At 69.9% G+C, this 24957-nt stretch carries 27 protein-coding genes and 1 pseudogene; 13 read left to right on the top strand and 15 right to left on the bottom strand.

Going from position 1 to position 24957, the window contains the following annotated elements; genetic code table 11:
* Positions 1-724 precede the first annotated feature (724 nt).
* The gene (locus ACZ1DY_RS34215) at positions 725-1981 is read right to left on the bottom strand and encodes an HNH endonuclease signature motif containing protein (protein WP_465482144.1); all 1257 of its coding nucleotides are present in this window, start codon (positions 1979-1981) and stop codon (positions 725-727) included.
* A gap of 383 nt (positions 1982-2364) precedes the next feature.
* Here ACZ1DY_RS34215 and ACZ1DY_RS34210 point away from each other — a divergent pair, with 383 nt between their 5' ends.
* Together ACZ1DY_RS34210 and ACZ1DY_RS34205 are read left to right on the top strand one after the other, a co-directional pair.
* Complete coding sequence (locus ACZ1DY_RS34210) at positions 2365-3216, top strand: nitroreductase/quinone reductase family protein (protein ID WP_465482143.1); 852 nt, start codon at positions 2365-2367, stop codon at positions 3214-3216.
* 476 nt (positions 3217-3692) lie between these two features.
* Entirely contained in the window at positions 3693-4679 is a 987-nt protein-coding gene (locus tag ACZ1DY_RS34205) for an acyl-CoA desaturase (RefSeq protein WP_457951735.1), read from the top strand.
* Between the two features lie 5 nt (positions 4680-4684).
* Here ACZ1DY_RS34205 and ACZ1DY_RS34200 read toward each other — a convergent pair whose 3' ends face one another.
* The 4 genes from ACZ1DY_RS34200 to ACZ1DY_RS34185 are packed head-to-tail and all read right to left on the bottom strand — an operon-like array spanning position 4685 to position 7692.
* A complete protein-coding gene (locus tag ACZ1DY_RS34200; protein WP_465482142.1) occupies positions 4685-5479 on the bottom strand; it encodes an alpha/beta hydrolase in 795 nt (264 codons plus the stop codon).
* Positions 5480-5481: 2 nt separating this feature from the next.
* Complete coding sequence (locus ACZ1DY_RS34195) at positions 5482-6420, bottom strand: sigma-70 family RNA polymerase sigma factor (RefSeq protein WP_465482141.1); 939 nt, start codon at positions 6418-6420, stop codon at positions 5482-5484.
* A 5-nt stretch (positions 6421-6425) separates the two neighbouring features.
* A complete protein-coding gene (locus ACZ1DY_RS34190; protein WP_034315833.1) occupies positions 6426-7082 on the bottom strand; it encodes an enoyl-CoA hydratase/isomerase family protein in 657 nt (218 codons plus the stop codon).
* A gap of 1 nt (position 7083) precedes the next feature.
* On the bottom strand, positions 7084-7692 hold the full coding sequence (locus ACZ1DY_RS34185) for a TetR/AcrR family transcriptional regulator (RefSeq protein ID WP_257484755.1): 609 nt from the start codon (positions 7690-7692) through the stop codon (positions 7084-7086).
* Positions 7693-7942: 250 nt separating this feature from the next.
* On the opposite strand from ACZ1DY_RS34185, the gene ACZ1DY_RS34180 reads away from it, so the two are divergent.
* A complete protein-coding gene (locus ACZ1DY_RS34180; protein ID WP_038509265.1) occupies positions 7943-8290 on the top strand; it encodes a DoxX family protein in 348 nt (115 codons plus the stop codon).
* On the opposite strand, the gene ACZ1DY_RS34175 is transcribed toward ACZ1DY_RS34180, so the two are convergent.
* Genes ACZ1DY_RS34175 through ACZ1DY_RS34165 form a run of 3 tightly spaced genes read right to left on the bottom strand, consistent with a single transcriptional unit; the run spans position 8173 to position 9492 of the window.
* The gene (locus ACZ1DY_RS34175; RefSeq protein WP_465482140.1) at positions 8173-8634 is read right to left on the bottom strand and encodes a VOC family protein; all 462 of its coding nucleotides are present in this window, start codon (positions 8632-8634) and stop codon (positions 8173-8175) included. The two genes, ACZ1DY_RS34180 and ACZ1DY_RS34175, sit on opposite strands and share 118 nt — an antisense overlap.
* A 38-nt stretch (positions 8635-8672) precedes the next feature.
* On the bottom strand, positions 8673-9329 hold the full coding sequence (gene lexA / locus ACZ1DY_RS34170; RefSeq protein ID WP_465482139.1) for a transcriptional repressor LexA: 657 nt from the start codon (positions 9327-9329) through the stop codon (positions 8673-8675).
* A 10-nt stretch (positions 9330-9339) separates the two neighbouring features.
* Positions 9340-9492: a hypothetical protein gene (locus ACZ1DY_RS34165; protein ID WP_465482138.1), complete on the bottom strand. Its 153-nt coding sequence runs from the start codon at positions 9490-9492 to the stop codon at positions 9340-9342.
* Between the two features lie 396 nt (positions 9493-9888).
* Between ACZ1DY_RS34165 and ACZ1DY_RS34160 the strand changes: the two genes are divergently transcribed.
* Positions 9889-10323, top strand: coding sequence for a hypothetical protein (locus ACZ1DY_RS34160; protein WP_257484759.1), 435 nt, complete (start codon positions 9889-9891; stop codon positions 10321-10323).
* 1 nt (position 10324) lies between these two features.
* On the opposite strand, the gene ACZ1DY_RS34155 is transcribed toward ACZ1DY_RS34160, so the two are convergent.
* The gene (locus ACZ1DY_RS34155; protein WP_126734550.1) at positions 10325-10774 is read right to left on the bottom strand and encodes a MarR family winged helix-turn-helix transcriptional regulator; all 450 of its coding nucleotides are present in this window, start codon (positions 10772-10774) and stop codon (positions 10325-10327) included.
* A 53-nt stretch (positions 10775-10827) separates the two neighbouring features.
* On the opposite strand from ACZ1DY_RS34155, the gene ACZ1DY_RS34150 reads away from it, so the two are divergent.
* Positions 10828-11199: a VOC family protein gene (locus ACZ1DY_RS34150; RefSeq protein WP_321183586.1), complete on the top strand. Its 372-nt coding sequence runs from the start codon at positions 10828-10830 to the stop codon at positions 11197-11199.
* 24 nt (positions 11200-11223) lie between these two features.
* On the opposite strand, the pseudogene ACZ1DY_RS34145 reads toward ACZ1DY_RS34150, so the two are convergent.
* Positions 11224-12042 (bottom strand): annotated as a pseudogene (locus ACZ1DY_RS34145) (helix-turn-helix domain-containing protein); the annotation flags it as partial.
* A gap of 102 nt (positions 12043-12144) precedes the next feature.
* Here ACZ1DY_RS34145 and ACZ1DY_RS34140 point away from each other — a divergent pair.
* From ACZ1DY_RS34140 to ACZ1DY_RS34130, 3 genes are all read left to right on the top strand, one after another.
* Positions 12145-13050, top strand: coding sequence for an MBL fold metallo-hydrolase (locus ACZ1DY_RS34140; protein ID WP_465482137.1), 906 nt, complete (start codon positions 12145-12147; stop codon positions 13048-13050).
* A 9-nt stretch (positions 13051-13059) separates the two neighbouring features.
* Positions 13060-14325, top strand: a complete 1266-nt coding sequence (locus ACZ1DY_RS34135) for a carboxylesterase family protein (RefSeq protein WP_465482136.1) — start codon at positions 13060-13062, stop codon at positions 14323-14325.
* Positions 14326-14424: 99 nt separating this feature from the next.
* A complete protein-coding gene (locus ACZ1DY_RS34130; RefSeq protein WP_257484764.1) occupies positions 14425-15561 on the top strand; it encodes an FAD-dependent oxidoreductase in 1137 nt (378 codons plus the stop codon).
* A gap of 1 nt (position 15562) precedes the next feature.
* Here the strand turns inward: ACZ1DY_RS34130 and ACZ1DY_RS34125 are convergent, their stop codons facing one another.
* Positions 15563-16087, bottom strand: a complete 525-nt coding sequence (locus ACZ1DY_RS34125; protein ID WP_465482135.1) for a TetR/AcrR family transcriptional regulator — start codon at positions 16085-16087, stop codon at positions 15563-15565.
* Positions 16088-16176: 89 nt separating this feature from the next.
* Here ACZ1DY_RS34125 and ACZ1DY_RS34120 point away from each other — a divergent pair, with 89 nt between their 5' ends.
* The 4 genes from ACZ1DY_RS34120 (at position 16177) to ACZ1DY_RS34105 (ending at position 20596) form a co-directional block, all read left to right on the top strand.
* Positions 16177-17526, top strand: a complete 1350-nt coding sequence (locus tag ACZ1DY_RS34120) for a carotenoid oxygenase family protein (protein ID WP_465482134.1) — start codon at positions 16177-16179, stop codon at positions 17524-17526.
* A 27-nt stretch (positions 17527-17553) separates the two neighbouring features.
* A complete protein-coding gene (locus tag ACZ1DY_RS34115; protein ID WP_465482133.1) occupies positions 17554-18498 on the top strand; it encodes an RNA polymerase sigma-70 factor in 945 nt (314 codons plus the stop codon).
* A gap of 82 nt (positions 18499-18580) precedes the next feature.
* Complete coding sequence (locus ACZ1DY_RS34110) at positions 18581-19747, top strand: NAD(P)/FAD-dependent oxidoreductase (RefSeq protein WP_465482132.1); 1167 nt, start codon at positions 18581-18583, stop codon at positions 19745-19747.
* Between the two features lie 30 nt (positions 19748-19777).
* Positions 19778-20596: an NAD(P)H-binding protein gene (locus ACZ1DY_RS34105; protein ID WP_465482131.1), complete on the top strand. Its 819-nt coding sequence runs from the start codon at positions 19778-19780 to the stop codon at positions 20594-20596.
* Here ACZ1DY_RS34105 and ACZ1DY_RS34100 read toward each other — a convergent pair.
* Positions 20572-21090 carry an SMI1/KNR4 family protein gene (locus ACZ1DY_RS34100; protein ID WP_257484771.1) on the bottom strand — a complete coding sequence of 173 codons (519 nt, stop codon included), beginning with the start codon at positions 21088-21090 and terminating at the stop codon, positions 20572-20574. The genes ACZ1DY_RS34105 and ACZ1DY_RS34100 overlap by 25 nt on opposite strands.
* 4 nt (positions 21091-21094) lie before the next feature.
* Positions 21095-21715, bottom strand: a complete 621-nt coding sequence (locus tag ACZ1DY_RS34095; RefSeq protein ID WP_465482130.1) for a TetR/AcrR family transcriptional regulator — start codon at positions 21713-21715, stop codon at positions 21095-21097.
* 101 nt (positions 21716-21816) lie between these two features.
* Here ACZ1DY_RS34095 and ACZ1DY_RS34090 point away from each other — a divergent pair, with 101 nt between their 5' ends.
* Positions 21817-22836 (top strand): hypothetical protein, encoded by a 1020-nt coding sequence (locus ACZ1DY_RS34090; RefSeq protein ID WP_465482129.1) that lies wholly within the window; start codon positions 21817-21819, stop codon positions 22834-22836.
* Positions 22837-22851: 15 nt separating this feature from the next.
* Here the strand turns inward: ACZ1DY_RS34090 and ACZ1DY_RS34085 are convergent, their stop codons facing one another.
* Both ACZ1DY_RS34085 and ACZ1DY_RS34080 read right to left on the bottom strand, forming a co-directional pair.
* A complete protein-coding gene (locus tag ACZ1DY_RS34085; RefSeq protein ID WP_465482128.1) occupies positions 22852-23979 on the bottom strand; it encodes a C40 family peptidase in 1128 nt (375 codons plus the stop codon).
* The gene (locus ACZ1DY_RS34080; RefSeq protein ID WP_465482127.1) at positions 23979-24938 is read right to left on the bottom strand and encodes a nucleoside hydrolase; all 960 of its coding nucleotides are present in this window, start codon (positions 24936-24938) and stop codon (positions 23979-23981) included. Before ACZ1DY_RS34080 ends, ACZ1DY_RS34085 begins: the two co-directional genes overlap by 1 nt.
* Positions 24939-24957 lie beyond the last annotated feature (19 nt).

Raw genomic sequence — 24957 nt, 5'->3', positions numbered from 1 at the left:
GGATTACGCCTGGCGCCGTGGGTTGGGTCGGGCAGGTGAGGTGAAGGGGACTTTCCTCGCGTCGGATGTGGGGAGGGGCCTTTCGTGCCGTGGTTTCTGATGGGTGGCGGGGTGGGCGGGCCGCAGGGTGGCCGGGGCGGGGTGGCCGGTCGTGTTGTGACGGCGGTGAGTGGGTGGCGTGGCGGGGTGAGGGGTGAGTGGGGCGCGGCGGCGGGGTGAGCGGTGAGCGGGCGGGCGCGGTGGGGCGAGGGGTGAGTGGGTGGCGCGGAGGCGGAGCGAACGTTGAGCGGGCGGGCGCGGTGGGGCGAGGGGTGAGTGGGTGGCGCGGCGGCGGGGTGAGGGGTGAGGGGGCGGCGCGGCACGGCGACGGGTGAGCGGGCGGCGGGGCAGCGGGGCGAACGGTCGCGTTGTGAAGAAGTTCGCGCAACGTAGCAGGGGCGTTCGGCCTGAGGTGGGGCTCTTAAGGGTGGAAAGGCAATGACTGAGCTCCCGCCGAACGAGCTTTCTTCACTTGCCTCAAGTGAAGCAGTCTCCGCGGCGTGGTTCTGGACTGGTCTACGGGCCGCTCGTGCATTCCCTGGCCACTCTTGTCGCTGGACGCCCGATTGGCGTCATTGGGCACGCTTCGCTCACGACACTTGCGAAGTGCCGGATCGGGTACCGCGACTCCTGTCTCATGTGGACAGTCGCGCTCCCTGGCAAGCCTTTCGGCTTCCGGTTCGGCCTATGTTCTGAGGTGCATGGTGTTGCGTCTGGGTGTTCCGGTGGGGTCGAGGTAGGTGGGTGGGGTGAATTCGGGGAGTCCGTCTTGGGCGATTTGGACTTTCCATTCGCTGTGGTGGATCAGGCGGTGGTGTTTGGTGCAGAGCAGGACGAGGTTGTCGATTTTGGTTTCGCCGTGGTGGCGCCAGAAGACGATGTGGTGGGCGGTGCAGCGGGGTACGGGCATGTCGCAGCCGGGGAAGGCGCAGCCGCCGTCGCGGATCGTCAACGCGTACTTCTGAGCGAGGGAGACGGTGCGTTTGGAGCGTCCGATGTCGAGGGGTTCTCCGGCGGTGCCGAGGACGCCGGGGCGGACGCGGGCGTCGCAGGCGAGGATGCGGGCGTCGGTGGCGCTGATCGGGCCCACGAGGTCGAGGTGTGCTTCGCCGAGGTCGTTGATCAGGTCCTCGTAGGACATGGTGACGAGAATGTGGGTGGCTTCGCCGGCTTGGCCGGGGAGGTTGCGGCTGGTGGTTTTCAGTCGGACGTAGTCGGTGAAGGCGTCTCCGTAGCGTTCGTCTTGGGTGCGGGAGTCGCGGACTCCGTCGATGGCTTTGTGGGGTTTGGCCATGGGGTCGAGGTCGGATTTCAACCGGGCGTAGGTTTCCAGGTCGAGCCGAGCCTTGAGGCCGAGGGTGCCGTCGCGGTGCTGGACGAACCGCAGCTCCGGCCGGGTGTCTTTCGGATCCTCGTTGCGGGGCTCTTTGCCGTCGGGGTCGAGTTCGTCCAGCAGGCGGCGTCCGGCGCGGGCGATCTGCCGTGGCCCCGCCCGGCGCGCCAGCTCGACCAGGATCGCCTCCCCGGCCCGCACGTCGTCCTCGGGCACGGTGGAGGGGATGCGGGCGAGGGTGCGGATGATCGCGTCGATCTGACCACCGCCGATCGCGCCCTCCGCGGCGGCCTGGGCGGTCAAGGGCGCCAGTGGTGGTTCGGGGTCTCCGCCGATGGCCGGGCCGGGGTGCAGGGCCAGGACCCGGTCTGCTCGGGCGCTGGCTTCCTTGTCCGTCACGAGGAAGTCCTCGAAAATCAACGCGGCCAACGTCGAATGCCCGCTACACCCACGCACCCCACGGGAATTGATTTCCGCCAGGATCGCGTTCTGTTCCGCATCCGCCCGGCGCTTCAGGACTTCGAGTTCCTGTTTGCGGGCATGCAGCGTGGCGGTGTCGACGCGCCACCACTCGGTGGACGTCTCCTGGGGTGCATCGTTGCTGGCCACGACCTCAAATCTACTCGAAATCGAACACCTGAGCTAGCCCAAACGGCCCAACGGAGAGAATTGCCGAAAAATGGCGACCGCGAAGGAGTCTTAAAGCAGCGAAGCGCCTTAACTTGCCTTCGGTTAAGCGAAAGCGTGGTGCGCAGAGGCCCAGGCTCGTGCTAACGTCGTCCTCGAGCCCCGTATGGGCCTACGCATGGAGGTAGCGGCTACTCGGCCACCAGAGATCGGCACACACCGTCTCTCGTATTCAGTCATCCCCTCGTCGTGGGACGACGCCTCCATGTGGTGCGCCCGAAAACCGGGTGCGTCCAGGTTCGTGTGCGCTCTTCCGGTGGCGGTTCCGCGCCCTCCTGTCGACACATCGACGGGAAAGGACCGCATTGACCGGCTTCAACGACCAGGTGATAGAGGAATTCAGGCGGAGCAAGGGAAAGCTCGGCGGCATGTTCGAAGGATGGCGGCTGATCCTGCTCACCACCACCGGCGCCAATACCGGTGCGCGACGGACGAACCTGTTGGGCTACCTGGAAATCGACGGCAAGACCGTCGTCGTCGCTTCGAACATGGGGGCGCCGGCTCATCCGGGCTGGTATCACAACATCCGGCGTGACCACCGGGTCACGATCGAGACCGGGAGTGAGACCTACGAGGCCATCGCGGCCGTTCCGCCCGCGGCGGAACGTGACGCGTTGTTCGCGAAGATCGTCGCCGCGGAGCCGGGTTTCGCCGAGTACCAGGCGAAAACGACACGCGTGCTGCCGGTCGTGATCCTGCACCGGATCGACGACCGGGTGCGGGGGCTGGGGGACTTCCTGGTGGAGGTCCACGACTGGCTGCGGGAGGAGCTCAAGACGCTGCGCGCCGGGGTGGACGACATCGTGGCCGGGCGTGCGGACACGCTTCTGATGGAGAAATCCCTGCGGGCACACTGTATTTCGTTCTGCGAGGCGTTGACCAAACATCACACCGGCGAGGACATGGGCGCGTTTCCCATGCTGGCGCAACGGTTCCCGGCGCTCGGGCCGGTGCTGACCCGACTCGGGGAGGACCATGCTGTCGTCGCGGGCCTGCAGAAGCGGATCCGGGAGCTCGTCGAGGGGTACGTCCACGGCGAGAGCGACCCCGTTCGCTTGCGCGACGAGTTCGACGCGCTCGCGGGGGTGCTCGAAGCGCATTTCGCCCATGAAGAGCGGACGGTCGTGGCGGCGCTCAACGTGACGGCGCCCGGCTGATCGATGCGGACGCCCTGGGGTTTCGGCCCCGGGGCGTGTATCGTGGGAGATGGCGGCGCCTTCGCGGCGCGACGCCGTTCCGGCACGAGGCGGGTGGAATTCGCCCCCGGCCTCGCCGAAGACCGCGAACCCAGCGGTCCCTCCGAAAGGTTTCACAGTCAAAACTCACAGCACCGACAGTGCGCTGTTCAGCCACCCGCTCGACACCCAGGTCGAGCGCCACGACCCCGCGACCCCGCAAGGGGAGCGATACATGGATCTTTTTCGCGAACCTTCTTACCCCACACCGGAACCTTCGGCCGGCGCCGTTCGTTGACCGGATAGACCAACGTTTTGGGTGTCGTGTTGTCCAAGCACGCTCGCGCAGAATTCGTCGCGGGCGTCGCCTTTCGTGCGTCGCGCCGTGACATCGGCTGACACAGCCGATACCAGGCTGGCAAGAGGCACAGCTTGGCCATCGACAAAGAAGTGACGATATGACTTCAGTTCTAAACAACCCGGACAGCGCAGAGCGGCAGGCGCCACAGCCCCTGTTGTCCGGGGAGCAGACCAACACCGAAAACTTTCTCGTCAAGCTGTTCGCGGTGGTGCCGCTGCTGGCGCTCGCCGCCTCCGTCCCCTTCGCGTGGGGCTGGGGCCTCGGCTGGGTGGACCTGGGCCTGGCCGCCGGGTTCTACTTCCTCACCGGCCTCGGCGTGACCATCGGTTTCCACCGCTACTTCACCCACGGCGCCTTCAAGGCCAACCGCGGCCTGCGGATCGCCCTCGCGGTCGCCGGCAGCATGGCCATGCAGGGCCCGGTCATCGGCTGGGTCGCGGACCATCGGCGCCATCACGCCTTCGCCGACCGCGAGGGCGACCCGCATTCCCCGTGGCGGTTCGGCACCACCCCGGCGGCGCTGGCCCGCGGCTTCTGGCACGCCCATATGGGCTGGCTGTTCGACCGCGAGAAGACCAACGCCCAGCGGTTCGCCCCCGATCTGCTCGACGACCGTGACATCGCCCGGATCGATCGCCTGTTCCCGCTGCTCACCGTCGTCACGCTGCTCGCGCCCGCCGTCCTCGGCGGTGTGATCACGATGTCGTGGTGGGGCGCGGTCACCGCGTTCTTCTGGGCCAGCCTGGTCCGGGTGGCGCTGTTGCACCACGTCACCTGGTCGGTGAACTCGCTCTGTCACATGATCGGCGACCGCCCGTTCGCCGCCCGCGACAAATCCGCGAACTTCTGGCCGCTCGCCATCGCCTCGATGGGTGAGTCCTGGCACAACTCCCACCACGCCGATCCCACCGGCGCCCGGCACGGTGTCCGCCGTGGCCAGCTCGACATGTCGGCGCGGCTGATCTGGCTGTTCGAGAAGGCGGGCTGGGCGACGGACGTCCGCTGGCCCAAGGCCGATCGCCTCCGCCGGAAGCTCAACCCCGGCCACGCGCTGTCACTGGGCCGGAGCGCGAACCGGGCCTGAGCCCGTCAGCGAACCGCGCCCGTGATGGCGCCGATCAGTTCCGGTCCGTCGGACAACGCCGGATCGTTGTGATCGGCGCCGGGGACCTCGATCGCCTCGGCACCGGCGGCCCGCGCCACGGCGCGGCTCTGCTCGGCCGGGACGATCGAGTCCGCGGCGCCGTACACGACGGTCACCGGTGCCTTCACCCGGGCGACGTTGTCCCTCGTCGGGAACTCGTCCCGCAGCAGCCAGCGGACCGGCAGGAACGGATAGTGCCGCTGCCCGACCGACGCGAGGTCGACGAACGGCGAACGCAACACGAGCGCTGCCGGCGGCCGCTCGGCGGCCAGTTCGGTGACGACCGCGGAGCCGAGGCTCTCGCCGAAGTAGATCAGCGGCGTCCCGGCCTCGCGGACCAGGAAGTCCTGTGCGGCGCGGGCGTCCAGCGCGAGCCCGTCCTCGGACGGCTCACCGGGGTTGCCGCCATACCCGCGATAGTCCAGAAGCAGCACCGAGAGCCCGCGCGCGGTCAGCGCGCGGGCCATCGGCACGCGGTACGACCGGTTCCCGGCGTTGCCCGGCGCGACCAGCACGGCCGCTTTCGCGCCGGCGACCGGGAAGTACCAGCTCGACAGGTTCAGCCCGTCCGAGGTGGTGAGCGTGACGTCCCGGCCGCCGGGCAGTACGGCGGCGGCACCGGTGAGCGGACCTGCCTCGGGGAGGTAGATCAGCTTGCGCTGGAAGGCGAACGCGCCACCGAAGACCACGCCGATGATGGTGACGGTCACCGCCAGCGCGATCAACACCCACTTGCGCATGCTCAGGCCTTCGCCGGGGGAAGGCCGAACCGCGCGAACAGGTCCGCGTCGAGGAACGAGGTGATCTCGCGGATCCGGTCTTCGCGCAGGGAAAGCACGTTGATGGACCAGGCGCGATGGACGGCGTCGGCCGATTCGCCCAGGTAGCAGGCGACGGCGGGCTGCCCGTTGGCGGTGAGGACCTCTGTGCGCCAGCTCGGGCACCGGCCCAGCGGGACGGCGACCGCGAAGCCGGTCACCGCGTCGATGCCGCTGTACCAGTGCGCGAGCGGTGGCATGGACCAGGTGACGTCCTTGGTCAGCAACGCCACGAGCGCGTCGGTGTCGCCGCGCTCCAGCGCGGAGGCGAAGCCCGCGGCGATCTCGCGTGCCTTGGTGTCTTGGAGCTTCTCGGGCGGTGGGACCTTCTCGGCCACGATCGCCCGCGCGCGTTGCAGCGCGCTGTTCACCGCCGCGACCGAAGTGTCCATTGTGGACGCGATTTCGGCGGCGGTGAAGCCGAGGACGTCGAAGAGCACCAGCGCGGCCCGCTGGTTGCCCGGCAGGTGCTGCAAAGCGGCGACGAAGGCCAGCTCGATGGCTTCGCGCCGCTCGTACCGGGCGTCCGGCGCGTCCGGGTACGGGCCGAGCCACGCCACCTCGGTCACCGGGGTGTCTTCGAGCACGACTCGCTCGCTCGACGGACCCAAGTCCATCGGCAACGCCCGCTTGCCGCGAGCGGCCACGACGTCCAGGCAGGTGCGGGTGACGATGGTGTAGAGCCAGGTACGCATCGAGCCGCGGCCCTCGAACCGGTCCATCCCCCGCCAGGCCCGCAGGAGCGCGTCCTGCAGCGCGTCGTCGGCGTCGTGGACCGAGCCGAGCAGCCGATAGCAGTGGGCGTGCAGTTCGCGGCGCAGCGGCTCGACCAGGCGGTCGAACTCCGCGTCGTCGGTGGGCACGACGGCTACTTGGCGCGAAGCGCGGTGACGGCCGGAGTGAACATCGTCGTCTTGATCGCGGACAGCGTGCCGCGATCCTTGCCCGCCAGCGGGCGGACGAGATCGGCCGCGTACTCCAGCAACGCGGGCTTCTCGGCGACCGCGTCGACGAGCCCCAGGTCCCGCGCGTCCGTCCCGCCGAACCGGCGGCCCGTGGTCATCGACGCGATCGCGGCGGCGGGGGTGAGCTTGCCCTGGATCAGCGCCGCCATCCCCGGCGTGAACGGGATGTTGATATCCGCTTCGGGGAAACAGAAGTACCCACGGTCGGCGCGCATCACCCGGAAGTCGTGCGCCATCGCCAGCATGGCCCCGGCGCCGAACGCGTGCCCGTTGATCGCGGCGACCGTGTGCACGCCGAGGGTGAGCACGCGGGCAAGCAGTTCGTGGACGTCGGCGACGTACTGCGCGGCCTGGGCGGGGTTGCTGGTGAGCCAATCGAGGTCGAGGCCGTTCGAGTAGAACTTCCCGGAGCCGACCGTGACCAGCACGGCCGGATCCGGATAGGCGACGACGGTGTCCAGCTGGGAATGGACGGTTTCCAGCCAGGAAGGCGAAAAGCGGTTCTCGTCGTCTCCGAGGTCCAGCAGGAACACCGGGGCGTCGTGGCGCAGCGTGGGCATGTCAGTCCTTTCGTGGGGGCGGGAGCAGGAGTATGGCGCGCACCGCGGCGGCGAGCCGGGTGCGGGAGTCTTCGGAGATCGGCTCGCCCGCGGTGAACGCGCGGCGGAACAGGGCCGTCGGCAGATCGACGACGCAGGTGGTGAGCACCTCGACGGCCTGCGCGTCCTGCCGGTCCCAGAGCCGTCCGGCGAGCCGGACCAGGAGCGCGATCAGGCGTTTGTCGAGCGCCAGGAGGTCGCCGGCGAGATCGTCGGGGACCTGCGGGCCGAGCAGGTGCTCCTTCTTGACCGTGATGAGCAGGCGGGCGGCCTCGGGCCTTCGGTCGGCGAACAGGGCCGGCGCGCTCGCGGCGGCGACGACCGCCGCGGCGGGGTCTTCCGCTTGATCGGCCAGCTCGGTCTGGAGGTCGAGGAACTCGCCCGCCGCGCGCAGCCAGACGCGGGCCAGCAAGGCGCCGAGCGAGCCGAAGGCGTGATAGATCGTGCCGTTGGACACCCCGGCGGCGGTCGCGAGCGACCGGACGGTGACGCCCTGGGCACCGGCCTCGACGACCAGGCGCTCGGCCGCGTCGAGCAGCCGGTCGAGGTCGTGCACGCGGGGGCGGGGCATGGGGCGACGGTAACAGAGCGCTTGCTCCAAAACAATAAGAGAGCAGTCGCTCTAAAACGTGCGCCAGGAGAGGAGGCGGCCGCCGCCGACCAGGACGACGGCGGGCCCGGAGCCCGCCCGTTCACCGGCGATCGGGGTGCCGTCGCGGGATGTGACGTGGGTCATGTCCACCTCCGCCGCCAGGTTGTCACATCCGGCGTGCGGCCGGGGTCAACCCGCTGAACCACCGAGAACCCGAGGAGAAACCGAAATGACCACCGCCTATGTCATCGTCACCGTCGTCGGAGCGTTCATGGCCGCGTTCTCGGCCGCCTCGATCTTCTTCCGTGCCAAGTGGGTGGTGCAGCCGCTGGCCGACTACGGCGTCCCCCGCGGCTGGTGGACGCCGCTCGGCGTCGCCAAGGCGGCGGGCGCGCTCGGCCTGATCGCCGGCCTGTGGGTGCCCGCGCTCGGCGTCGCGGCCGGGATCGGCCTGGTGCTCTACTTCACCGGCGCCGTGATCACCGTGCTCCGCGCGCACTGGCCGTCGCACGTCGCGTTCCCGCTGATGTACATGGCACCCGTCGCCGCCTCGTTGGTGCTCGGCTTCGCCGCTTGAGGTCTGGAATCCGGGGTCCACACCGCGAGTTCGGCGCCGCCGGGCTCGCGGAAGTGGAACCGGCGCCCGCCGGGGAACGAGAACGGCTCGGCCGTGACGACCCCGCCGGCGGCCTCGACGGAAGCCTTCGCCCGTTCGAGGTCGTCGGTGCGGATCGTCACCAGCGGCGCGGTCGTCTGCTGCGCGGTGTCCTCCTGGAAGCCGAACGAGACCACGCTGCCGCCCTGGACGTCGGTGTACGCCGGGCCGTACGCCGCCGCCGTCCACCCGAAGGCCTTTTCGAAGAACCTGCCCGAGCCCGCCGCCGAACTCGACGGGAACTCGACGAAGTCGATTTCGTACATGGGCGCCGAAGCTACCCCGGACCACCGACAGAAAAGTGTCAGACGCTGCGCAGGACCGACACCACGACGCCGAGCACGCTCGCGCGGTCGCCGTCGATGACGTCGTAGGCGGGGTTGCGCGGTTCGAGGTACACGTGGCCGTCGCGGCGGCGGTACACCTTGACCGTGGCCTCCTCGTCGATCATCGCGGCGACGATCTGGCCGGAGTGCGCCTCCTGCTGCTGCTTCACCACGACGATGTCGCCGTCGCAGATCGCCGCGTCGATCATCGAATCACCGCGCACCCGCAGCCCGAAGACGTTGCCGCGCCCGGTGAGTTCACGCGGAAGGGTCATCACGTCGTCGACGTGCTCGACGGCCGAGATGGGCGTTCCCGCGGCGATGTCACCGACGACGGGGACCGGCACGGAGTCCTCTGTGGACGCCTTCGACAAGGTGCCGTGCAGGAAGGCGCGGACGTCGATGGGGCGGGAGATCGAGCTGCTGCGGCGGAGGAAACCCTTCTCCTCCAAGGCCGCGAGGTGCTTCGACACCGAGGACGTCGAACGCAGCCCGACCGCTTCGCCGATCTCGCGCGTGCTCGGCGAGTATCCGTACTCCATCACCCATTCGCGGATGGTCAGCAGGATCTTCTGTTGCCGTTCCGGCAGGGAAGCGGCTTCCTCGAACAGCTCGGGATCTTGGTAGGCGGTCATCATCGGAATGTTAGTTCGTACAGGCCGCCGCGATCGCCGCGGTGTCCCAGTAGAACGGCCGCACCTCGGTGATGCGCCCGTCCTCGACGGTGATCGTCTGCAGGATCGGGAAATCGAGCTCGTCGCCGGTGGCCCTGGCGCGGGCGTGCACGTGGGTCAGCACGACCAGGGGGGCTGGTCTCGCTCAGGAAGCTCTGCTCCACCATGTCGAAGACGTCCCAGGTGTCGCTCATCGCGGTGAAGAACCGCTCAATGCCGTCGTGGCCGCGCCAGATTCCGCCGTAGGGCAGGGAATCCGCCTGGTGCAGCACCACGCCTGGGGAGAAGAACGGGGCGAGCGGCGCGAAGGTGGCGCCGCCCGCGGCGAGGTACTCGGCTTCCGCCGCGTACATGCCCTTGAGCACGGACAGGGCGTCTGGTGTCGTCGTCACGACGACCACTGTGACGCGCGGCGCCGCCGATCGCTGGCGGTTATCCGTCGTCGAGATCGGCCGGATGGCGGCCAGGGCGGGCCGAAAGTCCGATCCCGCCGAGGTTTCCGCGAGGTTGACTCGATCGTATGAACACGAAGATCACCGCGGCGGTCCTCGCCGCCGCGACGGCCACGGTCGCCCTGTCCGGATGCGGTCTCAAGGAAGGGCTGACCGAAAAGGCGAACGGACACGTCAAGACGGTCGGCTACGCGACCGGCGCGGAGGGAAAGCGGGACGCGGACGCCCGTCTGCCGGAGTGGGTGCCGGACGGGGCGACGTCGATCACGGAGGTCATCCGGACCACGGGTTCGGAGCGGCTCCTGAAATTCACCGGCGGGACGCTGCCCAGCGTCTGCGTGCCGGGGGCGGCCGCGACCCAGGCGGCCACCCTCGCCGCCCAGTGGTGGCCTGCCGGGCAGGAGAGCCGGACCGACAAGGTCTGCGGTGAATGGCACGTGCTGGTCCAGGGCGCCGACGTGTACGCGTTCAAGCCGGAGACGTTGGTGAGCAAGCGGTCCTGAGTCACTCTTCGGGGGTGAGCGCGTCGGCGCAGGCGGCGAGGTCGTGCAGCAGCCGGTCTCGCTGGTCCGCCGAAAACGGCGTGAGCATCCGATCCTGGACCGCTCGCACGGCGCCGCTTGCGGCGCGGAGCCGTTCGCGTCCCTCGGGGGTGAGCGTGCTGGGCAGGGCGCGGCCCTGAGGCGCCGTCGCCGGGCGGGTGATGAGCCCTCGGTCCTGCAGTCCGCGCAGGACCAGGTTCATCGACTGCCGGGTGACGAACACGGCCCTGGCCAGTTCCGCGTTGGACAGCCCCGGACGCTGCGAGAGCACTTCGAGACAGGAGTACTGCGGCACGGTCAGATCGAGGGGGCGCAACGCGGTGTCCATCGCCGTCCGGAGCGCCGTCGCCGCTCGTTTCAGCATGTATCCCACCGCCTGGTCCAGCGGCCCGACCTGCTCGCCTTGACTCATGTCAGCATCATGACATACGTTGCTTATGTCAACACACTGACATGGAGGACGACATGACCGTGACCGGACCCGATTTCTTCTCGCTGCAGGTACGCGACCTCGACCGCGCCGCCGCGTTCTACGAAACCCACCTCGGGCTGAGCAGACTGCCCGTCGCACCGCCGCACGCGGTGGTGTTCGGCACGAAGACGATCCCGTTCGCGGTGCGGGAACCCGTGCCGGGCACGGATCTCGACGCCATCTCCCCGCGGCCGGGATCAGGGGTGGCGATGTGGCTGCACGCCGACGACGCGCAGGGGCTGCACGACCGGCTGGCCGGCGCCGGCGTCACCATCCTCACGGAGCCGTTCGACGGGCCTTTCGGCCGCACGTTCGCCTTCGCGGACCCGGACGGCTACGCGATCACCGTGCACGACAAGGCCTGAGCCCGCTTGCCGCAGCAGCGCGAGTGCTTGCGCGTCGGACGAGCCGGCGGGGGTCGTGCACACGATCAGCAGCTGATCCGGTGAACGGGCGATCGACAGGGTCTGCTGGGTCACCGTGACCGAACCGACGACCGGATGCCGCAGTTCGTAGCTTTCGGCGTCACAGGGCCGCACGCGATGGTCGCTCCAGAGCGAGACGAACTCGGGGCTCTTCATCGTCAGCTCGCCGATCAGCTCCGCGAGCAGCGGGTCTTCGGGATACTTGCCGACGGCGATCCGCAGGTTGCCGACCACCGCGCGGATCTTCCGCTTCCAGTCGGCGTACAGATCCCGGCAGTGCGGGTCCAGGAACAGCAGCCGGCTCATGTTCGGCCGTCGCGCCGGGTCGTCCGGCGCGTGGAAGTCCAGATGCCCGCCCAGCAGGGCGTGGCCGAGGGCGTTCCACGCCAGGACGTCCGAGCGGCGGCCGAGCACCAGGGCGGGAGCGTCTACGGTGCCCAGGAGATCCCGTGTCTCGTCGTGGAGTTTCTCGGGCCGGGGACGGCGTGCCCGCGGGGTTCGGCGGGCGGCGGTGGCGAGCCTTTCGAGGTGTTCGCGTTCGTGGCCGTCGAGCCGGAGCGCGCGGGCGATGGCGTCGAGCACCTCGGCCGAGGCGCCGCGTGACATGCCCTGCTCCAGCCGCGCGTAGTAGGAGACGCTGACTCCCGCGAGCTGGGCCAGTTCCTCACGCCGCAGCCCCGCCACCCGGCGGCGTGCCCCGAAGTCGCGCAGGCCGACGTCTTCCGGGCGCAGCTGAGCCCGTCTCGCCTGCAGGAAGTCGCCGAGCGGGCCAGGTCCGTCCATGAACCCGAGTATCCGTGGCGTGGCCACCGTCAGCCACACCCTCCCAGTGGGAGGAAAAGCGGGGCGTGGTCCGGGCGCCGACCGGCCTCCAGGCTCGGTGACATGGACGAGATCACCATCGGAGACGTCACGGTCACCCGCGTCAAGGAGTTCTACGGTTCGCTCGGCATGACGCCTGCCGAGTTCCTGCCGGACAGCCCCGGCGGGGCGTGGGACGAGCACCGCGACTGGCTGGCGCCCGACTTCTGGAACCCCGAGACGAACGAGTGCCGCACGGCGCTGCAGTCCTGGCTGATCCGCAGCGAAGGACGCACGATCCTCGTCGACACCGGGGTCGGCAACCACAAGGACCGGCCCTACGCGGCGGTGTGGAACCGCCTCGACACCGCCTACCTCGACAACCTCGCGGCCGCCGGGGTGCGGCCCGAGGACGTCGACGTCGTGGTCAACACCCATCTGCACATCGACCACGTCGGCTGGAACACGCGGCTCGACGGCCGCACCTGGGTGCCGACCTTCCCGAACGCCGAGTATCTGATGCCGCGGCCCGACTTCGACTTCTGGAATCCGGCCGAAGCGCACGATTCCGTGCTGGGGCGGGGAAATCAGAACGTCTTCGAGGACAGTGTCGCGCCGGTGCACGAGGCTGGGCTGGCCCGCCTGTGGGACGGCACGCACCGCATCGACCGGAATCTGCGGCTGGACCTCGCGCCCGGCCACACCCCCGGCTCGTCCGTGCTGACCCTGGAATCGGGTGGGGAGCGGGCGTTGTTCGTGGGCGACCTTGTGCACACCGCGCTGCAGATCGTGGAGCCGGACACCAATTCGCCCTATTGCGAAGACCCGGCGGGATCCCGTGCCACCCGGCACAAACTGCTCGGCCGGGCCGCCGACGACAACGCTCTCGTCTTCCCCGCGCATTTCGGTGCTCAGGGCGCTCTGCGGGTCGAGCGCCGGGGATCGAAGTTCGCGATCGCGCGGTGGGCCGGGTTCTCCGCCCTCTCCTGAGGAGTTTTCGTGTACGTACGAGCAGAAACCCCGTCCGGTGTCGTGCGCGGCCGCCGCGACTCCTTCGGTGAGCTCTACCAGGCCGTCCCGTACGCGGCGGCGCCGACCGGACCTGGCCGCTTCCTCCCGCCGTCGCCGCATCCGGGCTGGCCCGGCGTCCGCGACGGCACGCGGCCCGGGCCGACGGCTCCCCAGCCGGTGCGCGACTTCGGCGGGCTCGACATGACCCCGTATTTCGGACCCGGCTGGGTGCGCGGCGACGAGTACCTCACCGTCGACGTCCGGACGCCCGCGGCGGACGGCGGCCGCCGCCCGGTCACGGTGTTCGTGCACGGCGGCGGCTTCGTCACCGGTTCGGCCCGCGCGGCGCTGTACGACGGAGGAGCGTTCTCCCGTGACGGCGTCGTCCTGGTGAAGGTGAACTATCGCCTCGGCGTCCCCGGATTCCTCGACCTGGAGGGCGCTCCGCGCAACCGGGGGCTGCTCGACGTGCTCGCCGCGCTCGGCTGGGTGCGGGACACGATCGCGGTGTTCGGGGGCGATCCGGGCAACGTCACCGTCTTCGGGCAATCCGCGGGGGCCACGCTCACCGGCGCGCTGCTCGCGACGCCGGAGGCCAAGGGAACGTTCCGCCGGGCGATCGTCCAGAGCGGCAGCGGAACCGGCGCCTTCACCCCGGAGCAGGCCGCCCGGGTCACCGCGGCGGCCGCTTCGGCGCTGGGAACCGAGCCCACCGCGCGAGCGTTCGGAGAGATCCCGGACGAACGGTTCGTGGAGATCCTGCCCGCACTGGCCGGTCTCGATCTGCGGACCGGAACCGCCGAGGATCCGCTGGCCGGGCTGAGCCCGTTCAGTCTCGTCGCGCCGGTCCAGCCCGCCGACGGTCCTCTCCACGGCGACGTCGCCCTGCTCATCGGCACCAACACCGAGGAAGGAAACCTTTACGGCCGGCCGGATCTCGGGCACACGCTGTTCGGCGCCGGTACCGAGCGGCTGGCGACGGCGCACGCGCGGATCTCGGGCGGCCGCACCCACCGGTACTCGTTCGGTCATCGCTCGACGGCGTTGAACGGACGGCTCGGCGCCGCCCACACCGTCGAGCTGCCGTTCGTCTTCGACGTCGCGGGCGAGCCGTGGCTGCACGGGGAGGCGGGCCTGCTCGGGCCCGATCCCGCCCCGGAAGGTCTCGCGGGCAGGATGCACGGCGCGTGGGTCGCCTTCGCGAGGACCGGCGACCCCGGCTGGTCTGCGGACACCGTCGAATTCTTCGGCTGACAGCGCCTGCCAGACCGGTGCCAGCGTCGTGTGCGCCGCCTGCCAGCGGCCGGGAGCACGCTCTGGAATGTCATTCCAGAAGCGATCCGAGGGGTCATCATGTACACACCTGTCACGATCATCGGCGCCGGTCTCGGCGGGCTCACCCTGGCGAGGGTCCTGCACGTCCACGGCATCCCGGCCGAGGTCTTCGAAGCGGAGGCGTCTCCGACTTCGCGCCTGCAGGGCGGGATGCTCGACATCCACGACTACAACGGGCAGCTCGCCCTCGAAGCCGCCGGGCTCATGGACGAGTTCCGCGGCATCGTCCTGGAAGGTCGCCAGGCGCTGCGGGTCCTGGAGTCGGACGGGACCGTCCTGTTCGAACGGGGCGACGACGGCACGGGCGGGCGCCCCGAGGCGCAACGCGGGGACCTGCGGCGGATGCTGCTCGATTCGCTCCCGGCGGGCACCGTCCGGTGGGGGCGCAAGGCCGTCGGCGCCCGGACGCTCGGCGACGGCCGCCACGAGGTCGCCTTCGACGACGGCACCACCGTCGTCACGGGTCTCCTGGTCGGCGCGGACGGGGCCTGGTCGCGGATCCGGCCGCTGCTCACCGGCGCCGTACCCGAATACTCCGGCAGCTCCTACATCGAGACCTACCTGTACGACTCCGAAACCCGGCATGTCGCCGTGGCGAAGACGGTCGGGGGCGGATCGATGTTCGGGACCGGGGCCACGGAGGGCGCGAGTATCAACGCCCACCGGGAAAGCGGTGACACGCTGCACGCCTATGTGGAGCTGAGCAAGCCGTTGGAGTGGTTCGACGCCATCGACTTCACCGACGCCGAAGCCGCCAAGGCGCGGATCGCGGCGGAGTTCGACGGCTGGTCGCCCGAGCTCACCGCGCTGATCACCGAAAGCGACGTCGCGCCGATCCATCGCCCCGCCTTCGCCTTGCCGTCCGGGCTGCGGTGGGAACGCGTTCCCGGAGTGACGTTGCTCGGCGACGCCGCGCATCTCGCGCTGGCGAACGGGGAAGGCGCCAACCTGGCGATGCTCGACGGCGCCGAACTCGCCAAAGCCCTCGCGGCGCGTCCCGGCGACGTCGAGACGGCTCTCGCCGAGTACGAGCAGGCCATGTTCGTCCGCTGTGAAACGCCCATGGAGGAGGACTTCCTGCTCGAAAGCATCTTCGGGGACGACATCCCCGAGCGGCTGCTGAACCTGTTCGGAGTCGAGGAACGGAAGGCCTGAATCAGGCCTTGCCGCCGGCGAGGGCCTCCAGGCCGCGGACGATCTTTTCCGCGCCGGGGGCCCGATCCGGGTCGACGAGGTGCTGCATCATCACGCCCACGATGAGGGCGAGCTGGACGGCTCCCGCCGCGTCGGCATCGGTGGGAGACAGCCGCTCGCCGAGAACCTTCCGGGCTTCGTCCTGGGCATCGGCGAGCCGTTCGCGGAGGTCCGGGAAACGGATGGCCTGCGTCGCGCTCTCCAGGACCGCGGTCCACAGGTCGCGCTGCTCGGCGAACGAGCCGACAAGGTTCTGCCAGGTGGCGAGGGGTGAAGCGCCCTCCGGTTCCCGCAGCCTCTCCACCGCTTCGGTGGACAGCTCGATCATGGCCTCGTTCATGAGGGCCTCTTTGGAGCCGAAGTGGTACCCGATGGAGCCGAGGTTCGCGCCGGACGCGGCGGTGATGTCCCGCGCGGTGGTGTGCGCGTAGCCGCGTTCGACCAGGCAGCGCTTGGCCCCGTCGAGGAGGTCCTCTCGTTGTCCCATGCCGTGATCCTAGCGGTGCGCTGTGACAAGCGTCTTATACAAATGTATTATACAAGCGTTCAAGACATCTCACCGCCAAAGGAACGACGATGAATCGCTACGTCCTGGGCAACTTCGCCCCGGTCACCGAAGAGATCACCGCCTTCGACCTGCCCGTCAGCGGGAAGATCCCGGACGACCTCGACGGCCGCTACCTGCGCATCGGCCCGAACCCGCTGGGCCTGGAAGACGCGTCGGCGCATATCTGGACCCTCGGGGAGGGCATGGTCCACGGCGTGCGCCTGCGCGACGGCCGCGCCGAGTGGTACCGCAACCGCTGGGTCCGGTCGGCCTCCGTGGCCGACCGGCTCGGGGAACCGCGACGCGGGCAGGTCACCGACGAGCGCCTGGACTTCGCACCGAACGTCCAGGTCGCGGGCCACGGAGGTCGCCTGTACGCGCTCATCGAAGGAGGCCTTGCCCCGTACGAACTGACCGACGAACTCGACACCGTCGGACCGGCTTCCCTCGGTGTCACGGAACAGGGTTTCGCGGCCAACGCGCACAGCAAGTACGACCACGCCACCGGCGAGCTGCACTCGCTCGCCTTCCGCTACGGCGCGGACTTCGTGCAGCACATCGTGATCGGTCCCGACGGGCGCAACCGGAGCGTCACCGACATCAAGGCGCCGACCCTGCCGTATATGCACGACTTCGCGCTCACTGAGCATTACGTGGTGTTCTACGAGTCCCCGATGGTCTTCGCGCCCGAGCGCCTCGCGACCGGGGTGCCGTTCCACTGGAACCGGGACCTGCCGTCACGGCTGGGCCTGCTGCCGAGAGCGGGCGGGACGGTGCGGTGGTTCGAGACCGCGCCGGTCATGGTCGGCCACACCCTGAACGCCTTCGAGGACGACGGAAACGTGGTGGTCGACGTGGTCGTGCACCCCCGCCCGGTGGACTTCGGCGACGTCGGCGCCTCGAAGCCGGTGCTCGAACGCTGGACCGCGGACCTCGCGGCAGGCCGGGCCACGCGCACGCTGCTGCACGACCGCCCGCAGGACTTCCCGCGCCTGAACGGCCGGTTCGGCGGAAAGCCTTACCGCTACGGCTATTCGGCGGTGGCCGAGCTGTACGCCACGCCGAGCGTCACCGAACCGGACCGGCCGGACGAGGGTTTCAGCAGTGCTCTGCTCAAACACGACCTCATGGCCGGCGTCACCGAGACCCACGAGTTCGGTCGTGACGCGAGCGCGGGGGAGACCGTGTTCGTCCCGTCCTCCCGCGCGGCCGTGGAGGACGACGGCTACAACCTCGTCTACGTCCACGACCGCGACCGGGGTGCGGCGGACCTGGTGATCCTGGCTTCGCAGGACTTCACCGGGGAGCCCCTGGCGAGGGTCCACCTGCCCGTCCGTGTCCCGCTGGGACTGCACGGCAGCTGGATCCCCGCCGCCTGAAACCGGCGCGATGGCTAATCTGGGGCAATGCCGACCGGTGCGCGCGACGTCGAGGTGTTCGAGGCGGCCCGTGGCCGGCTGGAGGCGATCGCGTATCGCCTGCTGGGGTCGGCGACCGACGCCGAGGACGCGGTCCAGGACACGTTCCTGCGCTGGCAGTCCGCCGATCGCGAATACGTCGAGACGCCCGAGGCGTGGCTGACGAAGGTGCTCACCAACATCTGCCTCAACCGGCTCACCTCGGCGCGGGCCCGGCGGGAAACCTATGTGGGCCAATGGCTCCCCGAGCCGGTCTTCGCGGGGGACCGGATGCTCGGCCCGTCCGACACCGCCGAGCAGCGTGAATCGGTCTCCATCGCGATGCTCACCCTGATGGAACGGCTCTCGGCCAGGGAACGCGTCGTGTACGTGCTGCGCGAGGCGTTCGGGTACTCCCACGCCGAGATCGCCGAGGTCCTCGACGTCACCGAGGTGAACTGCCAGCAGATCCACCGGCGCGCCAGGCGGCATCTGGCGGCCGACCGGCGCCGTGTGGAGGTCGACACGGCCGCGGCCCGCAAGATCGTCGAGGAGTTCCTCGCCGCGGCGCTCAGTGGCCGGACCGACGCGCTGGTGCGGATGCTGGCCGACGACGCGATCAGCGTGGGTGACGGCGGCGGCGTGCTCTTCTCGCTGCCGCGGCCGGTCACCGGCGCGGTCCGGGTGGCGAGGTTCCTGCGCGGCCTCTTCAAGCCGAGCGCGGCCAAGTGGTCGTTGATCGGCGGCAAGCCCGAGCTGTTCTCCACCGTCGCCAACGGCATGCCCGCGCTGGTGCTGACGGTGGAGGACAGGCTCGTCGGCGTCGTCTCCCTGGAGGTCACCGCCGACGGCGTCGCCGCGGTCTACGCCCAGGTGAACCCCGCGAAACTCGACCGCGCGGCGGGGCAGTGGGGCATCTCCGAGCACGGGGAACCGCTCACCGTCACCTGGTGACCCGGATCACAGCCCGCCGCTGTCAGGTTTCGTGTCGCTGCCCGGTTCAGGAAGCGAACACCGACCGGACAGGAGTGAGACCATGAAGCACCGAATCGTCGTTCTCGGAGCCGGATACGCCGGAGCCAACGCCGCCCGGCGGCTCGCCAAGCGGCTGCACCCCGCCGACACCGAGATCACCCTCGTCAACGCCGACCCCGAGTTCGTCGAGCGGGTTCGCATGCACCAGCTCGCGACCGGCCAGGACCTGAAACCCCGTCTGCTGACCGACGTTTTCGCGGGCACGGGGGTGGGGGTGCGGACGGCGTGGGTCACCGCGGTGGACGCCGAGCGCAAGACCGTCGCCCTCGACGAGGGTGAGATCGCCTACGACACGCTCGTCTACGCCCTCGGCAGCGCCGCCGCCGACAGCGGCGTTCCCGGTGTCACCGAACACGCCCACCACATCGACGGCAAGGGTTCCGCGCTGCGGCTGCGGGAACGTCTCGCCGGCCTCACCGCGGGCGGGACCGTGCTCGTCGTCGGCGGTGGGCTCACCGGCATCGAAGCCGTCACGGAAATCGCGGAAGCCAGGCCGGATCTCGACGTCGCGCTCGCGGCCCGCGGCGGTCTCGGCGATTGGATGAGCGAGAAGGCCCGGCGCCACCTTCGCGGGGCCTTCGAGCGGCGAGGCATCACCTTGTACGAAGACACCGACATCACGAGTGTCGGTCCGGACGGAGCGACGACCGCCGACGGTCGCGGGATTCCCGCCCAGGTGACCGTCTGGACGGCCGGTTTCGCCGTCCATCCCATCGCCGCCGCCACGACCCTGGACGTCTCCGCGACGGGGCAGATCGTCGTCGACGACACGATGCGGTCGGTCTCGCATCCGGATGTCTACGCCGTCGGCGACGCCGCGTTCGCGACGGGCGCGAACGGGACGCCACTGCGGATGTCCTGTGCCTCGGGGGTTCCCACGGCCTACCGCGCGGCCGACGCCATCGTCGCCGGTCTGACCGGCGGCACACTCCCCGAGAACAAGATCGGCTACACCGGCCAGTGCGTCAGCCTCGGCCGCCGCGACGCCGTCGTGCAGTGGGTGACCCCGGACGACCGGCCCAAGGACTCGGCGCTCACCGGCAAGACGGCCGCCCGGCTCAAGGAGATCATCTGCAACGCCGCGGCCTGGAGCGTCTCGCACCCGACGTCGATGCTCCCCGTGCGTCGCCGCCGGATCGTCGAGGCCGCGCAGCCCGTCAACGTGTGACCATCCGCCCCGCCGAACGAAGGAACGATCATGATCCTGCTCACCGGAGCGAACGGCGTCGTGGGACGTCAGGTGAAGAATGTCCTGGTGCGCCGAGGTGTCGACGTCACCGCGGTCACCCGCGGCGACGGGGACCTGTTCAGTCCTGCCTGGATCGAACCGGCGCTGGAAGGTGTCGAAGCGATCCAGATCAGCCCGCGGGCGACCGGCCCCGGCCTCGAAGAACTGCTGAAGCTGGCGGCCGGACGAGGGGTGCGGCGGGTGGTGCTGTTGTCGGCCACCACCGTCGAGTACCCGGCCGGGGAGGCGCGGTTCGCCGACCAGTTCAAGAAAGCCGAAGAGCTCGTCACGAGCTCCGGTCTGGAGTGGACGGTCCTGCGCCTCGCGGATTTCGCCGCCAACGCGCTGGCCTGGGTGCCGCAGATCCAGGCGGGCGACGTGGTGCGCGGCGCGTACGGACGCGCCGCCACCTCCCCGATCCACGAAACCGACATCGCCGCGGTGGCCGTGCGAGGCCTTCTCGGCGAGCTCCCGGCGGGGTCGGTGTACACGCTGACCGGTCCGGGATCGGTGGACCAGCACGAGAAGGTGCGGCTCATCGGCGCGGCCATCGGCCGGGCACTGTCCTTTCAGGAGCTCCCGCCCGAGCGGGTCCGGCAGGGGATGCTCGCGCAGGGACTGCCCGAGGAGGTCCCCGCCCGCCTGCTCGGTTCCCTGGCCGACTACAGCGAGCGTCCGGGCCCCATGACCACCACGGTGGAAGAGCTCCTCGGACGGCCCGCGCTCACGTTCGCGGACTGGGCGCGCGACAACGCGCCGTCTTTTCAGGCCCAGCCGATCCGCTCGTAGAACGGCGTGATCCACGCCCGGAACCGATCGCCGTGGGCTTCCTGGGCGGCGGCCACGACGGCGTCCGGATCCTCGGACGGCGTCAGGCCCCGCCCTCGGAGCCACTCGACGAACAGCTCGTGCGAGCCGCTGTGGTCGTCGTCTTCCGCGCGGTAGTAGTAGGCCGAATCGTGGTCGACCATGATCTCGGCGTCGAAACCCAGCAGCCGCAGGAAATCCGTGAAGTCGCGGGCGATGACGTGCTCGCCGCCCTCGTCGCCGAAGACCACGATCGGCTCTGTCGCGTCGTCGGCCCGCCAGATCGCGTATGTCGAGCCGCTCCCGTTCGCCTGGGCGAACGGGATCAAGCGCGAGAGGAACTCGGGGTCGTCCAGCTCCTGGGGGAAGCGGCTTTTGTCGTCGTAGTCGGACAGCTCGAAACCGTCGGCCAGGTAGTCGCCGGTCGAGTCGTGGAGGTCCTTCAGCTCGTTCAGGACCGGAATCGGGGAGTACACGCGATCACCTTATGCCGCCACGGGCTTCGGCGGCGTCGAGTGCGGGAACGAGGGGGGCGAGCGCGGTGCGGAGCAGGTCGGGCAGGGAGCCGGAAGGTACGACGAGCCCGCCGGTTGTGAGCGGCTGTAGCCACTGCTGGAGTGCGATGCGCACCGCGGCGGTCACGCTCGCCGCGAGCACATGGGCGACGTGTGGCGGGATGTCGACGAGGCGTTCGGTGATCGCGTCGGCGAGGGGGAGTTCGATCGCGCTGGTGGTGTCGGTGAAGGCGGCGCGCAACGCCGGACGGGTGGTGATCAGCAGCAGCGCGTCGCGATGGTGCTCGCCCGGGTCGGTGTAGAGCTCGACGATCGCTTCGATCACGGCGTCGGCGAGGCCGGCTTCAGCGGGCCGGGCCGCCACCGCCGCCGCGATGCGTGCTTCCCGTTCGGCGGTGACGGCGGCGACGATGGCCTGCTCGCGGCTGGAGAAGTAGTTGTTGTAGGTCCGGGGCGAGACTCCGGCGGCCTCGGCGATGTCGTCGACGCGCACGTTTTCGGGGCCACGCTCCAGGGCCAGCCGCAGTGCCGCCTCGCGCAAGGTCTTTCTGGTCGCCTGCTTCTTCTGGTCGCGCAATCCGGTCACCGGCCGAGTGTCCCACCAAAATTGCGCGGACGCAAATTTGCGTGCACGCAAATTTCCGCCTAGTCTCGGGCACCACATTCCGACACGAGAGGACCGAACCCATGCGTGCCAAAGGCATCGCCTACGACACCGGCTTCGTCAGGGGCGGCGAGAACTCCCGCGAGAACTTCGATCTCGACCTGGTGAAACGGGAGCTGGCCATCATCCGCGACGACCTGCACTGCAACGCCGTGCATCTCGTCGGCGGCGACCCGGAACGGCTGGAACAGGCCGCCCACCTCGCCGCCGAACTCGGGCTGGAGGTCTGGTTCTCGCCCTACCCACTGGAGCTGACGCCCGAGGAGATGCTGGCGTTGTTCGCCGACTGCGCGCGGCGGGCGGAGCGGGTCCGGCGGTCGGGAGCCGAAGTCGTGTTCGTCACCGGCGTCGAGCTGAGCCTCATGGACCACGGATTCCTGCCCGGTGACGACATCGCCGAGCGACTCGAACGGCTCTTCGGCAGGCCGGAGAGCCTGGGTGAGCGGGTCGCCGAGGCGAGCGCGCGGCTCAACGATTTCCTCGAGGAGGCCGTGGCGACGGTCCGTGAGCGCTTTCTCGGGAAGGTCACCTACGCCTGCATCCCGTTCGAGCGGGTCGACTGGACCCTCTTCGACATCATGGCGGTCGAACTCATCCGGTCCGCGGAGGTGGCCGACCGGTTCCAGGAAGGGGTGCGCGCCCTTGTGGCGCAAGGAAAGCCGCTCGCGATCACCGGCTTCGGCACGGCCACCTGGCGCGGCGCGGGCGAGCTGGCCCCGCGCAGTATGGAGATCGTCGAACACGACGAGATCGGCCGCCCGGTCCGGCTGAACGGGGAGTACGACCGCGACGAGGCCGGGCAGGCCGAGTACCTGCGCGAGCTGCTGGAGATCTTCGACGCCGAAGGTGTCGACGCCGCCTTCGTCTACCTTTTCGCGCTCTCCAACTACCCGCACCGTCCCGACGACCCTCGCCGTGACCTGGACCTGGCCAGCCTCGGCATCGTCAAAGTCCTGGAAAACGGCGACGGCGAAACCTATCCGGGCATGCCGTGGGAACCCAAGGCCGCGTTCGCGGCGCTCGCCGAGTACTACCGCGGCTGAACACGGCCCCTCGGGCTAAGCCGTCGGGCGGCCCGCTCCGGCGTAATCGTCGCCCTGCTTCCGGTAGGTGTGCACCTGCACCGCCTGCCCGGTCTGCGGGGCGTCGATCATCTGCTGGTTCCCGATGTACAGCCCGACGTGGTGGATCTTCGTGTTCGGCTCGCCGTAGAAGATCAAGTCGCCCAGCTGGGGATCGGTCACCTTGTTCACGCTGTGGTACTGCGTGTGGGCGGTGCGCATGAGCTTCACCCCGGCGCTCGCGTACGCGGCCGTCGTCAGGCCGGAGCAGTCGAAACCGGGGTCGCCGCCGCCGGTGCCGTTGCCGCCCCAGACGTAGGGCAGCCCGATCTTGTCGATGGCGAAGTTGACCGCGCTCAGGGCCGCCGCGTTCGGCGGCTGCGGGCTCTGGCCGACCGTGCCGTAGACGTTCACCGTCGCGAGCGTGCGGTGCATCAGCAGCGGCGCGGGCTGCAGGGTGCTCACCGCGTTCCACCACGTCTGGCCCTGGCCGAGGTCACGGCCGCCCGCGCACAGGGCCCGGCCGGCGGTGAGCGTGGCGTCGTCGATGTTCTGCGGATCCGGCTTCCCACCGGTGGCCGAGGCCTGGAACTGGTTCCATACCGACGGCGTCAGCTGCAGCGGGCCGCTGGCGTTCGCGGACGAGACGACCTTGTTGTAGAAGTCGCGGACCTCGACCGCGCCGAGCGGTTTGGTCAGCACGCCGTCGGCGTTCAGGCCCGAACCGGCGGCGCGGCCGTGGTCGGAGGCGATCTTGCCGAGCGCGGCCAGCGTCACCCAGGAAAGGCGGCAGCCCGGCGTTTCCTTGCTCAGCGTGACGGTGGTCTTCGCGTAGCCGGTCATCGCGCGCAGCGGGATGTCGAGCCAGCCGCTGGTCTTCGACACCCAGGCGTCGAACTCCAGCCCCATCTGCTGCGGGACCTTCGGCTGTTCCTTCGGCATCTCCGCCGGGGCGGAAGACGACGGCGGCGGCTCTGGCGGAGCCGAGGACTGGACGGCGGCGGCTTCGGTCTTCGGCTCGTCCTTCGGCGCGAAGGTGATGGCGGCGACCAGGGCCGCGGCCGCGACGACCACGGCCGCGCCGATCACCGGAAGTCTGCGGCGGCGCGAGGTTTCCTGCTCCATCACCGGCCCCCGGTGATCCGGCCGAGGACGAAGTCGCGGAAGGCGTCGACGTCGGTGGTCAGCGCGACGTCGATGGTGCGGCCGGGCACGGCTTGCGGGTCGGTGCTTCGCAGCCTTCGCCGGTCTACCAGCGTCGCGCCGCGGGCGGGGCCGAAGCCGCACTCGACGTCCACGGGGTACGCGTCGACGTCGAGGATGCCCGGCCGGATCGCTTCGGCCACCGCGACCGCGTCGTGCATGACCATCCCCGGCATGCCGAGGATCGGGGTGTAGTGCTTCACGTACGTCGGGGTCAAAGCTTCGAGCGCCGCACCGAGCGGGCCGGAGGCGGCGAGTTTGCCGAGCCAGTCCGTGTCGACCGAACACTGGTGCGTGATGTCCAGCGGCACCAGCACCGTCGGGATGTCCTCGTCGACCAGCACCCGGCGCGCGGCCTCGGGGTCGCTCCAGATGTTGAACTCGGCCGCCGTGGTGGAGTTCCCCTTGGTCACGCCTCCGCCCATGATGACGATCCGCCCGATCTTCTCGCGGACGTCCGGATGGGCCGCCAGCAGCAGCGCGATATTCGTCAGCGGGCCGATCGGGGCGATGGTCACCGGCTCGTCGGCGGCCTCCAGCAGATCCACCAGCAGGCGGACGGCGCCGCGTTCGTCGAGCGGGCGCTTCGCCTCCGGCAGCGTCCCGGCGTGGCCGGACAGGCCGTCCTGGCCGTGGACGAACCCGGCGGGTTTGGCGTTGTCGTACACCAGCGGCCGCGCGGCGCCGGCGGCGACCGGCACGTCGTCGCGGCCGAAGAGCTCCAGCAGGCGGCGGGCGTTGGAGGTGGTGTGGCTCAGCGGGACGTTGCCGAACACCGTGGTCACGCCGAGGAGTTCGACGTCCTCGGACTGCGCGGCCAGCGCCAGCGCGAAGGCGTCGTCGACCCCCGGGTCGGTGTCGATGATCAGCTTGGTGCCCATGCGCGTGATCCCCTTTGCG

It is taken from the genome of Amycolatopsis sp. PSD-21, from assembly GCF_055561455.1.
The sequence above is the reverse complement of the archived record's forward strand: the minus strand, read 5'-3'. Positions and strand labels throughout refer to the sequence as shown.